General features: G+C 73.2%; 12 protein-coding genes. 10 read left to right on the forward strand and 2 right to left on the reverse strand.

The window, feature by feature from the left end; genetic code table 11:
* Positions 1-3: 3 nt before the first annotated feature.
* The 7 genes from ACFVVO_RS13435 to ACFVVO_RS13465 all read left to right on the forward strand — a co-directional run bounded on the left by ACFVVO_RS13435 (position 4) and on the right by ACFVVO_RS13465 (position 7,902).
* Positions 4-1,860: a biotin carboxylase N-terminal domain-containing protein gene (locus ACFVVO_RS13435; RefSeq protein ID WP_390054470.1), complete on the forward strand. Its 1,857-nt coding sequence runs from the start codon at positions 4-6 to the stop codon at positions 1,858-1,860.
* Entirely contained in the window at positions 1,857-3,047 is a 1,191-nt protein-coding gene (locus ACFVVO_RS13440; RefSeq protein WP_390054472.1) for an acyl-CoA dehydrogenase family protein, read from the forward strand. Before ACFVVO_RS13435 ends, ACFVVO_RS13440 begins: the two co-directional genes overlap by 4 nt.
* 28 nt (positions 3,048-3,075) lie before the next feature.
* Positions 3,076-4,644, forward strand: a complete 1,569-nt coding sequence (locus ACFVVO_RS13445; RefSeq protein WP_390054474.1) for a 4-coumarate--CoA ligase family protein — start codon at positions 3,076-3,078, stop codon at positions 4,642-4,644.
* Positions 4,641-5,414 carry an enoyl-CoA hydratase family protein gene (locus ACFVVO_RS13450; protein ID WP_390054476.1) on the forward strand — a complete coding sequence of 258 codons (774 nt, stop codon included), beginning with the start codon at positions 4,641-4,643 and terminating at the stop codon, positions 5,412-5,414. Before ACFVVO_RS13445 ends, ACFVVO_RS13450 begins: the two co-directional genes overlap by 4 nt.
* Positions 5,402-6,007 carry a TetR/AcrR family transcriptional regulator gene (locus tag ACFVVO_RS13455; RefSeq protein ID WP_390054478.1) on the forward strand — a complete coding sequence of 202 codons (606 nt, stop codon included), beginning with the start codon at positions 5,402-5,404 and terminating at the stop codon, positions 6,005-6,007. The genes ACFVVO_RS13450 and ACFVVO_RS13455 overlap by 13 nt, the downstream gene beginning before the upstream one ends.
* A 33-nt stretch (positions 6,008-6,040) precedes the next feature.
* Positions 6,041-6,622 carry a hypothetical protein gene (locus tag ACFVVO_RS13460; RefSeq protein ID WP_390054480.1) on the forward strand — a complete coding sequence of 194 codons (582 nt, stop codon included), beginning with the start codon at positions 6,041-6,043 and terminating at the stop codon, positions 6,620-6,622.
* 248 nt (positions 6,623-6,870) lie between these two features.
* Positions 6,871-7,902 carry an isopenicillin N synthase family dioxygenase gene (locus ACFVVO_RS13465; protein ID WP_390054481.1) on the forward strand — a complete coding sequence of 344 codons (1,032 nt, stop codon included), beginning with the start codon at positions 6,871-6,873 and terminating at the stop codon, positions 7,900-7,902.
* 66 nt (positions 7,903-7,968) lie between these two features.
* On the opposite strand, the gene ACFVVO_RS13470 is transcribed toward ACFVVO_RS13465, so the two are convergent.
* The gene (locus tag ACFVVO_RS13470) at positions 7,969-9,069 is read right to left on the reverse strand and encodes a citrate synthase 2 (RefSeq protein WP_390054483.1); all 1,101 of its coding nucleotides are present in this window, start codon (positions 9,067-9,069) and stop codon (positions 7,969-7,971) included.
* 165 nt (positions 9,070-9,234) lie between these two features.
* Here ACFVVO_RS13470 and pdxH point away from each other — a divergent pair, with 165 nt between their 5' ends.
* The 3 genes from pdxH to ACFVVO_RS13485 all read left to right on the forward strand — a co-directional run bounded on the left by pdxH (position 9,235) and on the right by ACFVVO_RS13485 (position 12,281).
* A complete protein-coding gene (gene pdxH, locus ACFVVO_RS13475; protein WP_390054485.1) occupies positions 9,235-9,921 on the forward strand; it encodes a pyridoxamine 5'-phosphate oxidase in 687 nt (228 codons plus the stop codon).
* A gap of 345 nt (positions 9,922-10,266) precedes the next feature.
* The gene (locus tag ACFVVO_RS13480) at positions 10,267-10,722 is read left to right on the forward strand and encodes a GNAT family N-acetyltransferase (protein WP_390054487.1); all 456 of its coding nucleotides are present in this window, start codon (positions 10,267-10,269) and stop codon (positions 10,720-10,722) included.
* 113 nt (positions 10,723-10,835) lie between these two features.
* Positions 10,836-12,281, forward strand: a complete 1,446-nt coding sequence (locus ACFVVO_RS13485; protein WP_390054489.1) for a PAS domain-containing protein — start codon at positions 10,836-10,838, stop codon at positions 12,279-12,281.
* Positions 12,282-12,296: 15 nt separating this feature from the next.
* On the opposite strand, the gene ACFVVO_RS13490 is transcribed toward ACFVVO_RS13485, so the two are convergent.
* A complete protein-coding gene (locus ACFVVO_RS13490) occupies positions 12,297-13,052 on the reverse strand; it encodes an SIS domain-containing protein (protein WP_390054491.1) in 756 nt (251 codons plus the stop codon).
* Between the last annotated feature and the right edge of the window lie 56 nt (positions 13,053-13,108).

Consider the following 13,108-nt stretch of genomic DNA (forward strand, 5'->3'; position numbering starts at 1 on the left):
CTCATGATTTTGACTCTGCTGGTCGCCAACCGGGGCGAGATCGCCTGCCGGATCTTCCGCACCTGCGGTGAACTGGGCATCCGCACGGTCGCGGTGCACTCGGACGCGGACGAGAACGCGCTCCACGCGCGCGAGGCCGACACCGCCGTACGGCTGCCGGGCGCGACGCCCGCCGAGACCTATCTGCGCGGCGACCTGATCGTGAAGGCGGCCCTCGCGGCCGGTGCCGACGCCGTCCACCCCGGCTACGGCTTTCTCTCCGAGAACCCCGGGTTCGCCCGGGCCGTCCTCGACGCCGGACTCGTCTGGATCGGCCCGCCCCCGGAGGCGATCGAGGCGATGGCGTCCAAGACGCGCGCCAAGGAGCTGATGGGCGTCGCGCCCCTCGGCGAGGTCACGGAGGCCGATCTGCCGGTGCTGGTGAAGGCCGCCGCGGGCGGCGGCGGGCGCGGGATGCGGATCGTGCGCCGCCTCGAGGACCTGCCGGACGCGCTGGAGGGCGCGCGCGCCGAGGCCGCGAGCGCCTTCGGCGACGGTGAGGTCTTCGCCGAGCCCTACCTCGAACGCGGCCGCCACATCGAGGTGCAGATCCTCGCCGACACCCACGGCACGGTGTGGACGCTCGGCACCCGCGACTGCTCCCTCCAGCGCCGCCACCAGAAGGTGATCGAGGAGGCGCCGGCGCCCGGCCTGACCGCGGGACTCCAGGAGGAGCTGCACACGCTCGCCGTACGCGCCGCGCGCGCGGTGTCCTACGTCGGCGCCGGCACCGTGGAGTTCCTGGTCGCCGACGGCCGGGCGCACTTCCTGGAGATGAACACCCGCCTCCAGGTCGAACACCCCGTCACCGAGGCGGTGTTCGGCGTCGACCTGGTGGCGGAGCAGATCCGTGTCGCGGAGGGCCACCCGCTGGCGAGCGAGCCGCCACGCGCGCGCGGCCACGCCGTCGAGGTACGCCTGTACGCCGAGGACCCCGCCCGCGACTGGGCCCCCCAGACCGGCACCCTGCACCGCCTCGCCGTACCCGCCGGGGTCCGCCTGGACACCGGCTACACCGACGGCGACACCATCGGCGTCCACTACGACCCGATGCTCGCCAAGGTCGTCGCCCACGCCCCCACCCGCGCGGAGGCGATCCGCAGGCTCGCGGGCGCCTTGGAACGGGCCGCGCTGCACGGCCCGGTCACCAACCGGGACCTGCTGCTGAACTCCCTGCGCCACCCCGAGTTCACCGCCGGCCGCATGGACACCGGCTTCTACGACCGCCACCTCGCCGCCCTCACCACCCCGGCCCCCGACCCGCACGCGCCCCTCGCCGCCGCCCTCGCCGACGCCCACGGCCGCTCCCGCTTCGGCGGCTGGCGCAACGTGCCCTCGCAGCCGCAGGCCAAGCGGTACGAGATGGCCGGCGAGGAGCACGAGGTCCACTACCGGCACACCCGGCAGGGCCCCACCGCCGACGGGGTCCGGGTGGTGCACGCCGACGCGCGTCTGGTCGTACTCGAAGTGGACGGCGTCCAGCGCCGGTTCGAGGTGTCGCGGTACGGCACGGACCGGGTGTACGTGAACTCCACCGCGCTCACCGTCCTGCCCCGCTTCCCCGACCCGGCGGCCCAGATCGCGCCGGGCTCCCTGCTCGCGCCGATGCCGGGCACGGTCGTCCGCGTCGCCGACGGGCTGACCGAGGGCGCGACGGTGCGGGCCGGCCAGCCGCTGATCTGGCTGGAGGCGATGAAGATGCAGCACCAGATCTCGGCGCCCGTCACGGGCACGCTCACCGCCCTGCACGCCACGACGGGCCGGCAGGTGGAGCCAGGAACGCTGCTGGCGGTCGTACACGAACTCCAGGAGACACCATGAGCACTCTCATCGAGTCCGAAGAGCACAAGGCCCTGCGCGCCGCGGTGGCGGCACTCGGCAAGCGCTACGGCCGCGACTACATCGCCCGGACCATCGCCGAGGGCCGCCACCCCACCGAACTCTGGGCGGAAGCCGGCAAACTCGGCTACCTCGGCGTCAACCTCCCCGAGGAGCACGGAGGTGGAGGCGGCGGCATCACCGAACTCTCCATCGTCCTGGAGGAGCTGGGCGCGGCCGGCTCCCCGCTCCTCATGCTCGTCGTCTCCCCGGCCATCTGCGGAACGGTGATCTCCCGCTTCGGCACGGAGGAGCAGAAACGGACCTGGCTCCCCGGGCTCGCCGACGGCAGCCGTCTCATGGCCTTCGGCATCACCGAGCCCGACGCCGGCTCCAACTCCCACCGCATCACCACCACGGCCCGCAAGGACGGCGCCGACTGGCTCCTCACCGGCCGCAAGGTCTTCATCTCCGGCGTCGACATGGCGGACGCGGTGCTGATCGTCGGCCGCACCGAGGACGCCCGCACCGGACGCCTCAAGCCCTGCCTGTTCATCGTCCCGCGGGACGCCGACGGCTTCCATCGGCACCCCATCGACATGGAACTCAACGCCGCCGAGAAGCAGTTCGAACTCGTCCTGGACGACGTACGGCTGCCCGCGGACGCGCTCGTGGGTGGGGGCCCCTCCCACGCTTTCGGCAGTGGGGGAGAGGACGCCGGCCTGCTCCAGCTCTTCGCCGGGCTCAACCCCGAGCGGATCATGACGGCCGCGTTCGCGATCGGCATGGGCCGGTACGCGCTCGCCAGGGCGGTCGAGTACGCCCGCGAGCGCACCGTCTGGAAGGCCCCCATCGGCGCCCACCAGGCCATCGCGCACCCCCTCGCGCAGGCCCACATCGACCTGGAACTGGCCCGGCTCATGATGCAGAAGGCGGCCCACCTCTACGACGCAGGGGACGACATCGGCGCGGGCGAGGCCGCCAACATGGCCAAGTACGCGGCCGCCGAGGCCTGCGTGAAGGCCGTCGACCAGTCCGTGCACACCCTCGGCGGCAACGGCCTCACGCGCGAGTTCGGCCTCGCCTCACTGATAACGGCCTCACGCGTGTCTCGTATCGCACCGGTGAGCCGGGAGATGATTCTCAACTACGTCTCCCACCAGACCCTGGGCCTGCCCAAGTCGTACTAGGCCGCAGCGGCGGCCGCTTGGAGGAACCGTGTTCCGCAGCGAGTACGCAGACGTCCCGCCCGTAGAACTCCCCATCCACGACGTCGTTCTGGGCCCCGCCGCCGGCTACGGCGACCACCCGGCCCTCATCGACGGCACGGACGGCACCACCCTCACGTACGAGCAAGTGGACCGGTTCCACCGGCGGCTCGCCGCCGCCCTCGCCGACGCCGGCGTCCGCAAGGGCGACGTCCTCGCCCTGCACAGCCCCAACACGATCGCCTTCCCGACCGCCTTCTACGCGGCCACGCGCGCGGGCGCCTCCGTCACCACGGTGCACCCGCTCGCCACCCCCGAGGAGTTCGCCAAACAGCTCGCGGACTGCGCCGCCCGCTGGATCGTCACCGTCTCCCCGCTGCTGGGGACCGCCCGCCGCGCCGCCGAACTCGCGGGCGGTGTACGGGAGATATTCGTCTGCGACAGCGCACCCGGGCACCGCTCGCTCATCGACATGCTCGCCACCACCGCCCCCGAGCCGGAGATCGACTTCGACCCGGCCGAGGACATCGCCGCCCTGCCGTACTCCTCAGGCACCACCGGAGTCCCCAAGGGCGTGATGCTCACCCACCGGCAGATCGCCACCAACCTCGCCCAGCTCGAAGCCCCCGTCCCGGCCGGACCCGGCGACCGCATCCTCGCCGTGCTGCCGTTCTTCCACATCTACGGCCTCACCGCCCTGATGAACGCCCCCCTGCGCAAGGGCGCCACCGTCGTCGTCCTGCCCCGCTTCGACCTCGAGACCTTCCTCGCCGCCATCGAGACCCACCGCATCACCGGCCTGTACGTCGCCCCGCCGATCGTCCTCGCCCTCGCCAAGCACCCGGCGGTCGCCCGCTACGACCTCTCCTCCCTCAAGCACGTCATCAGCGCCGCCGCCCCCCTCGACGCGCAACTCGCCGCCTCCTGCGCCGAACGCCTCGGCCTGCCCCCGATCGGCCAGGCCTACGGCATGACCGAACTGTCGCCCGGCACCCACGTCGTCCCGCTCGACGCCCTGCACCACGCGCCCGCCGGCACCGTCGGCCGGCTCATCGCCGGAACCGAGATGCGCGTGGTCTCCCTCGACGACCCCGGCAAGGACCTCGGCACCGGCGAACCCGGCGAGATCCTGATCCGCGGCCCGCAGGTGATGAAGGGCTACCTCGGCCGCCCCGACGCCACCGCCGCCATGATCGACACCGACGGCTGGCTGCACACCGGGGACGTCGGCCACGTCGACGACGACGGCTGGCTCTTCGTCGTCGACCGAGTGAAGGAACTCATCAAGTACAAGGGCTTCCAGGTCGCCCCGGCCGAACTGGAGGCCCTGCTGCTCACCCACCCCGGCATCGCCGACGCAGCCGTCATCGGCGCCCACAACGACGACGGCAACGAGATCCCGCACGCCTTCGTCGTCCGCCAGGCCGCCGCCGGAGACCTGAGCGAGAACGAGATCATGCTGCACGTCGCCGAACGCGTCGCCCCCTACAAGCGCGTCCGCCGCGTCACCTTCATCGACACCGTGCCCCGCGCGGCCTCCGGGAAGATCCTCCGCCGACAGCTCCGGGAGCACCTTTGAGCACCCTCGTCTCACGCACGCGCGCGCGTGCCGTCGAAACCCTCAGCCTCGACGCCACCGACACCCGCAACGCACTCTCCGCCGCCCTCGTGGACGCCCTCTCCGGCGCGCTCACCGACTGCGCCAAGGACCCCGACGTACGCGCCGTCGTCCTCACCCACACCGGCACCACCTTCTGCGCCGGGGCCGACCTGCGCGACCCTCCCCCACTCTCGGCTTCGCTCGAGCGGGGGGACCCCCATCCCCCGAACACCCTGGTGGGCCTGCTGCGGCAGATAGTGGAGCTGCCCAAGCCCGTCGTCGCCCGGGTCACCGGACACGTCCGGGCCGGCGGCCTCGGCCTGCTCGCCGCCTGCGACATCACCGCCGCCGCCACCACCGCCACCTTCGCCTTCACCGAGGTCCGCATCGGCGTCGCCCCGGCGGTGATCTCCCTGCCCGTGATGCCACGCGCCGACCCGCGCGCCCTGGCCCGCTACTACCTCACCGGCGAACGCTTCGACCCCGCCGAAGCCGTACGCCTCGGCCTGCTCACCGTGACCGCCGACGACGTCGACGAAGCCCTCACCCCCGTCCTGGACGGCCTGCGCCGCTCCTCGCCCCAGGCCCTGGCCGAGACGAAACGGCTGCTCACAGCTAGGGTGCTGGAGACCTTCGACCGGGACGCGACCGCCCTGACCGCGCTCTCGGCCCGGCTGTTCTCCTCGCCCGAGGCCCGGGAGGGGATGACGGCCTTCCTGGAAAGACGGGATGCGGCATGGGTGGTGTGAGTACCGCGGAACGCGACCGCGTACCCAAACAGGACCGCAGCCGGGCCACCCGGCAGCGGCTCCTGGAGGCCGCCGTGGCCTGCCTCGCCGAACGCGGCTGGGCGGGCTCCACGGTCGCCGTCGTCGCCGAACGCGCCGGTGTCTCCCGCGGCGCCGCCCAGCACCACTTCCCGACCCGCGAGGACCTGTTCACGGCCGCCGTCGAGTACGTCGCCGAGCAACGCTCCACCGCCCTGCGCGAACTCTTCCCGGACGGCCCCGCCGACCGTCGCGCCGTCGTCTCCGCCGTCGTCGGCCTCTACACCGGCCCCCTCTTCCGCGCCGCCCTGCACCTGTGGGTCGCGGCGAGCGACGAGGAACAACTCCGCGCGCGCGTGACCGAACTGGAGGCCCGCGTCGGCCGCGAGTCCCACCGCATCGCCGTCGAACTCCTCGGCGCCGACGAGGCCCGCCCCGGCGTCCGGGAAACCGTCCAGGGCCTGCTCGACATGGCCCGCGGCCTCGGCCTCGCCAACCTCCTCACCGACGACACCGCCCGCCGCGAGCGCGTGGTCGCCCAGTGGGCGGCACTCGTGGACACGGCCCTGGACTGAGCCGCTGTCAGTGGCCGAAGCTACGGTTCCGGCATGGGTGACCACTTCCAGATCGTCGTCGACCTCGACGCGACCCCGCAGGACGCACCGCGACTGGCACGGCTGCTGACCGAATGGCTGGTCGCCGAGGGCATCGTGCGAGCCGAGCGCACCGACTGCGTTCTGGGACAGCCGCTCGGGCATCCGCCCGGCCCGGACTGGCACCGGGCGGTCGCGCCGGCCGACGCGGACGACGAACCGTACGACGGCCTGGCCGTGCACACCGGGCGCACCGTCTTCACCGGCGGCCAGGGAGACGCCGAATGCCCCCGCTGCCCCCGCTGCGCCACCACCGTCCGCCTCCACACCGACGAGTGGGACCGGATCGACGCGGCATGGGCACCCTTCGGCCGGGCCATCGACCTCTGGGCCACGACGGGCACCGCCGACGTCCGCTGCCCCGCCTGCGCCGCCGCCGTGCCGATCGCCGACTGGACCTGGGGCGACGACGACTACGCCCTCGGCCACCTGGGCCTCGAATTCTGGAACTGGCCCGAGTTCACCGATGACTTCAGCGCGCTGATGGCCGAGAGACTGGACGGGCACCGCACGGCCCACATCCAGGGCAAGCTCTGACCCGCCCGCCGCGGCCGGGCGGAGTGAGCCGGGCCACAGGCGTATCCCGCGAGCCGCAGTACCCTTGCACGCATGCTTCCGATGCTCGTCCGACGCCGCCACGTGGACTACGTGCGCGTCACGAGCATGGGCTGTCGGCGCTTCTCCGCCTGACCCAGCCCCCTCTGCGCTTCCTCCCTCTTCCGGCACCCGGGGGCCGCCACACCCCCGGCGGCCGCCCGCGCCCCGTACACCCAGCGGACGCACCCATGACGACGCACAGCGCGACGAACCCGTCGTACGCCCAGCTCCCCATCATCGACCTCTCGGCCGCCGGCCGCGGCCCCCAGGCCCGCGCCCTGCTCCACGCCCAGCTGCACAGCGCCGCCCACGACGTCGGCTTCTTCCAGCTCGTCGGACACGGCGTGACCCCAGCGGAGACCGACGCGCTGCTCACCGCCATGCGCGCCTTCTTCGACCTCCCCGAAGCCGACCGGCTCGCCCTCGACAACGTGGGCTCCCCGCACTTCCGCGGCTACACCCGCACCGGCGACGAACGCACCGCCGGCGCCCGCGACTGGCGCGACCAGCTCGACATAGGCGCCGAACGCCCCGCCCACGTCCCCGGCCCCGGCGAACCGCCGTACTGGTGGCTGCAGGGCCCCAACCAGTGGCCGGCCGCCCTCCCCGAACTGCGCACCGCGGCCCTCGCCTGGATCGACCGGCTGAGCACCGTCGCCCAGCGCCTGCTGCGCGAACTGCTGACCGCCATAGGCGCCCCCGCCGACTTCTACGACCCCGTCTTCGGCGAGCACGCCCACCCGCACCTCAAGCTCGTCCGCTACCCCGGCAGCGCCGGCGACGGCACCGACCAGGGCGTCGGCGCCCACAAGGACTACGGCTTCCTCACCCTGCTCCTGCAGGACACCGTCGGCGGCCTCCAGGTCCAGCGCGCGGACGGCCGCTTCCACGACGTGCCGCCGATCGAGGGCGCCTTCGTCGTCAACCTGGGCGAACTCCTCGAGGTCGCGACCAACGGCTACCTGCTCGCCACCAACCACCGCGTGGTGAGCCCGCCCGGAGCGACGGAACGCTTCTCCGTCCCGTTCTTCTACAACCCCCGCCTGGACGCCAGGGTCGAGCCGCTGCCCTTCCCGCACGCCCCCACGGCCCCCGGCATCACCACCGACCCGGCCAACCCGCTGTACGCCGAGTACGGCTACAACGAACTCAAGGGCAAGCTCAGGGCCCACCCGCTGGCGGCGGAGCGGCACCACGGAGACCTGCTGACCCCGGCGTGACCCGCGCCGCGAGGGGCGCGGGCGACCGCACCGACGTGCGACCGCCCGCGCCCCTCACCGGCTCCCTCAGCGAGCGATGTCCGCGTATCCGTCGATGTCCTGCGGGCTGCGCGACGCCGGCCCCACATACTTCGCCGACGGCCGCACCAGCCGCCCCGTCCGCTTCTGCTCCAGGATGTGCGCCGACCACCCGGCCGTCCGCGCACACGTGAACATCGACGTGAACATGTGCGCCGGAACCTCCGCGAAGTCCAGCATGATCGCCGCCCAGAACTCCACGTTGGTCGCCAGCACCCGGTCCGGCCGCCGGTTGTGCAGCTCCTCCAGCGCGGCCTTCTCCAGCGCCTCGGCGATCTCGAACCTCGGCGCCCCCAGCTCCCGCGCGGTACGCCGCAGCACCCGCGCGCGCGGGTCCTCGGCCCGGTACACCCGGTGCCCGAAACCCATCAGCCGCTCACCGCGGTCCAGGGCCTGCTTGACGTACGCCTCCGCGTCCCCGGTCCGTTCGATCTCCTCGATCATCCCGAGCACCCGCGAGGGCGCACCGCCGTGCAGCGGACCGGACATCGCACCGACCGCACCCGACAGCGCGGCCGCGACGTCCGCACCCGTGGAGGCGATGACCCGGGCGGTGAAGGTGGACGCGTTCATGCCGTGCTCGGCGGCCGAGGTCCAGTAGGCGTCCACGGCGGCCACGTGCTTCGGGTCCGGCTCGCCCCGCCAGCGGATCATGAACCGCTCGACCACCGAACCCGCCTTGTCGATCTCCCGCTGCGGCACCATCGGCAGCCCCTGCCCGCGCGCCGACTGCGCGACGTACGACAGCGCCATCACGGCGGCCCGCGCCAGGTCCGCACGGGCCTGCGCCACGTCGATGTCCAGCAGCGGCTTCAGACCCCAGACGGGGGCCAGCATGGCGAGCGCCGACTGCACGTCCACCCGGATGTCACCGGAGTGCACCGGGATCGGGAACGGCTCGGCCGGCGGCAGGCCGGGATTGAAGGCGCCGTCGACCAGCAGACCCCACACGTTCCCGAAGGAGACGTGCCCGACCAGCTCCTCGATGTCGACGCCCCGATACCGCAGGGCACCGCCTTCCTTGTCGGGTTCGGCGATCTCCGTCTCGAACGCGACGACCCCTTCGAGTCCGGGTACGAAATCGGACATCAGGCGGCTCCTCGTGAATGTCGGCGGCGGTCACCCCGGTGATGCCCCGATCGTCCGGTGGTCACCCAAACCGCGGCGGAACCTGCACCATAACCCCGAGTGCCACAGTTGTGGAGCCCACGCGACACTGAGTGCCACGCGCGTTCGATACGGCAGGATGACGGCGTGACCGACCGCGAACCCACCCCCGACCCGCTGCTGGACCCCGCCGCCATGCGCAAGCAGTACCGGGCCGCGGGCCTCGACGAGAAGGACCTCCCGGGGCACCCGATGGACCAGTTCACCGGCTGGTTCGAGGACGCCGCGCGGGCGGCCCTGCACGGCTCGCTCTACGAGCCCAACGCGATGGTCGTCTCCACCGCGGACGCGGCGGGCCGCCCCAGCTCCCGCACGGTCCTGATGAAGCACTTCGACACCGACGGCTTCGTCTTCTACACCAACTACGACTCCCGCAAGGCCCGCGAACTCGGCGCCAGCCCCTACGTCTCGCTGCTCTTCCCCTGGCACCCGATCGCCCGCCAGGTCATCGTCACCGGCGTCGCCCGCCGCACCGGCCGGGAGGAGACCGCCGCCTACTTCCACACCCGCCCGCGCGGCTCCCGGCTGGGCGCCTGGGCCAGCGCGCAGTCCTCCGTGATCGCGTCCCGCGCCGAACTGGAAGCGGCCTACGCCGAGCTGGACGCGCGCCACCCGGAGGACGAGGAGATCCCGGTCCCACCGCACTGGGGCGGCTTCCGGATCGCCCCGGAGACGGTCGAGTTCTGGCAGGGCCGCGAGAACCGGCTCCACGACCGCCTGCGCTACACCTGCCGCTCCGACGGCTCCTGGACCCTGGAACGCCTGAGCCCCTGAGCCCACGCGGAGCCCGGGAACGCAGACGACCCGCGAGCTGAGGTCCTCAAAGAGGAGCCGGCCGGACGTGCCGGCAGCCCGCGGGTCGGGTGACTGCGTTGAATTCGGGCCGGCTGCGTGTTTCTCGAACACACTGGTCCGGCACCGCACTGAATGTGGTGACGGGCCGCTAGCCCGCAGCCACCTCGCGCGTCCGGGTCTCAATCATGTACCGGATCACCTCCCTTCGACGTGAGTCACAGCCTAAGAAGCGATCCGAGGATGCTCAAGGGATTTTCCGCGGACCTCGGCCGGCGGGCCGAATGCGGTGGACGGGCCGCGAGGGATGCCCCTAGCTTGCCGAGCATGGGCGATCTTCGAATTCGGGCCGTGGACGGCGACGGCATGCTCGAGCAGTGGCGGTACGCGCACAACGTGGTGGTGCCGCCCGCTGCCCTGTCCCTCGCGGGCGCGCGGGCGCGACTCGGGCGGTATCGGCTGGTGAACGCCTATCTCGGTGAGGAGCTGGTCGGGTGTTCCACCGTTCGGCCGCCGACCGGGGACGAAGCGGTGGCGACCGTGATCGCGCGGGTGCTGCCCGGGTTCCGGCGGCGTGGGTTCGGTGCGGTGATCTACGAGGACGGGCTGGCGCACGCGCGTGGGCTGGGGGCGGAGACCGTCGAGACGTGCGTGCTGGCGGTGAACGAGGACGGGCTGCGGTTCGCCGGGCGGCGCGGGTTCGTGGAGGTCGACCGGTACGTGCTCGACGGAGAGGACGAGGAGTGGGTGGACCTGCGGCTCACGGCGTCGGCCGGGCAATGATTGCGGCAATCTTGCGGGAACAGGATGTGGGCTGCATCACGTTCGAGTTGAATGAAGGCCAATGAGCGAACCGAGCGCCGTGCGTGCGCGGACGCAGCGTCCAGGGGGTCCAGGTGAGTGCTTCCCGGCGGAGTGGGACCACCGACGAGCTGGGGCCCGACGAGCCCGAGCGGGGCGGCCCGCACGGGCCGGACGGTGCCGACTGCCCTGACGAGCCCGGCGGCTCCGATCTGCTCGCCGCGCTGCTGGACGGCATGGACGCGGCCCTGTGCGCCTTCGACGCCGACGGGGTGGTGACGCACTGGAACCGCGAGGCGGAGCGCATCCTCGGCTGGACGGTGGCCGAGGCGGTCGGACGGCACGGGTTCGCCGGCTGGGCGGTGCGCAGCGCGGACGCCGAGGAGGTCCAGGAGCGGCTGATGTCGGCCATGCACGCGCCCGGCCGGCAGGTGCACGAGTTCGCGCTGGTGACCAAGGACGGCGGGCGGGTGCTCGTGCGGACCCAGTCCGCCGCCGTGCGCGGGCCGGACGGGAAGCCGGCGGGGGTGTACTGCGCCTTCAGCGAGGTGCACGCGCAGATCGATCTGGAGCGGTCGATCGCGCTGAGCGAGGCGCTGTTCGAGGACGCGTCCTGGGGTGTGGTCCTCGTGGACGCCGATCTGCGGCCGGCCGTCGTCAACGGGCACGCGGCGCGGGCCCTGGGCATCGGGCGGACGTCGGCGCTCGGGCGGCCGCTGGGCGAACTGCTCGCGCAGGGGGTGGAGGAGCTGGAGAGCGCCCTCACCCATGTGCTGGCCGAGGGCGCGCCGCCCGCGCCCGCCGAGATGTGGGTGACGGTGCGCGGGCCCGAGGGCGGGCGGCGGCGCTGCTGGCGCAGCGGGTTCGTGCGGCTGGCCTCGCCGCTCGCGGAGGAGCCGGTGCCGCTCGGCGTGGGCTGGCTCTTCCAGGACGTCACCGAGGCCAAGCAGGGCGAGCAGGAGGCGTCTCTGCTTCGCTTCCGCACCAACCAGTCGCACCGGGCCGCCCGGGCCGCCGCGGAGTGCGAGGACCCGGCGGAGGCGGCCACCGTCCATCTGGACTTCGCGCTCGCCGGTTTCGCCGACCACGCGCTGCTCGACCGCCTCGCCGGCGCCCCGCGCGCGGAGGGCGACGAATCGGCTCCGGTACGGCTGGTGCGGCTCGCCGCGTCGCCCGCCGGGGCGCCCGGCCCGAGCCTGGTCACGGGCGCGGCCGGGCTGCCGCTGCGCTACGAGGAGGGGCATCCGGCGCTGCAGTGCGTCGAGCGGGCGGGCACCGTGCGCGCGGACGCGGGGTCGGTGCCGGCCGAGCGGGCGCGGGACTGGGCGCTGGCCCGGCAGTGGCCCGAGGACGCGGCGCACGCGCTGTGCGCGGTGCTGCGCAGCCGGGGCCGGACGCTGGGCGTGGTCACCTTCCTGCGCGGGGCCGCCCGGAGCCGCTTCGAGCGGTCGGACGCGGCCTACGCGGAGGACGTGGCGGCGCGGGTGGGGGCGGCGCTGGATCTCGCGGACGCGGTGCGGACGCCCCGGGCGGGGGAGTAGGCCGGTGTCCCGGTGTCAGTGCCGGTAGAAGATGCGGTCGCCGTACTCCGTCATGACCCGGGCGTTCCAGTCGTGGCCGCCGTCGACGTTGCCGGAGCGCAGCAGCGGGGGTTCGATGCCGCGGTCGGCGAGGGTGGCCGCGGCGGTGGCGACGACGGCCTGCATCAGGGCGGTGGTGACCACGGTCGAGGCCGGGGCGAAGGGCGCCGGGATGGTGTCGAGGGTGAGCTCCGCGTCACCGACCGTGATCTTCGAGTCCAGGACGATGTCGCAGTGGTCCTTCAGGAAGGTGCCGGAGCTGTGCCGGGAGGTGGTCTCCGAGGCGTACGCGACCGAGGTGACGCCGATGACCCGCACGCCGCGGGCGCGGGCGCCCGTGGCCATCTCCACGGGCAGGGCGTTGCGGCCGGAGAGGGAGATGACCACGAGTGCGTCGCCGGCGCGGAGGGGGGACGTGTCCAGGACGGCGCTCGCGAGTCCGTCGACGCGTTCCAGGGCGGAGCCGAGGGTGGCCGGGGTGACGTCGACGCCGACTGCTCCGGGGACGGTGAGCAGGTTCATGAGCGCGAGTCCGCCGGCCCGGTAGACGACGTCCTGGGCGGCCAGCGAGGAGTGGCCGGCGCCGAAGGCGAACAGGCGGCCGCCGGACGCCACGGTGTCGGCGAGCAGGGTGGCCGCGGCGGTGATGGCCTCGGACTCCTCCTCGCGGACTCGTTGCAGCAGGCCGATGGCGGCGTCGAAGAACAGGTCGGCGGGTGTGCCGTCGCTCATGCGGTGCCCCTTCGCAGCGTCTGTGTCGCGGATCACCGTGCGGTCTGGACCAGTGC

The organism is Streptomyces sp. NPDC058145 (assembly GCF_042884245.1).
Taxonomy (GTDB): Bacteria; Actinomycetota; Actinomycetes; order Streptomycetales; family Streptomycetaceae; genus Streptomyces.

Coding starts and splice junctions, on each gene's coding strand:
- ACFVVO_RS13470 (WP_390054483.1), bottom strand. CDS start 9,069: ATGTCCGATTTCGTACCCGGACTCGAAGGGGTCGTCGCGTTCGAGACG.
- ACFVVO_RS13435 (WP_390054470.1), top strand. CDS start 4: ATGATTTTGACTCTGCTGGTCGCCAACCGGGGCGAGATCGCCTGCCGG.
- ACFVVO_RS13480 (WP_390054487.1), top strand. CDS start 10,267: ATGGGCGATCTTCGAATTCGGGCCGTGGACGGCGACGGCATGCTCGAG.
- ACFVVO_RS13460 (WP_390054480.1), top strand. CDS start 6,041: ATGGGTGACCACTTCCAGATCGTCGTCGACCTCGACGCGACCCCGCAG.
- ACFVVO_RS13465 (WP_390054481.1), top strand. CDS start 6,871: ATGACGACGCACAGCGCGACGAACCCGTCGTACGCCCAGCTCCCCATC.
- ACFVVO_RS13440 (WP_390054472.1), top strand. CDS start 1,857: ATGAGCACTCTCATCGAGTCCGAAGAGCACAAGGCCCTGCGCGCCGCG.
- ACFVVO_RS13490 (WP_390054491.1), bottom strand. CDS start 13,052: ATGAGCGACGGCACACCCGCCGACCTGTTCTTCGACGCCGCCATCGGC.
- ACFVVO_RS13455 (WP_390054478.1), top strand. CDS start 5,402: ATGGGTGGTGTGAGTACCGCGGAACGCGACCGCGTACCCAAACAGGAC.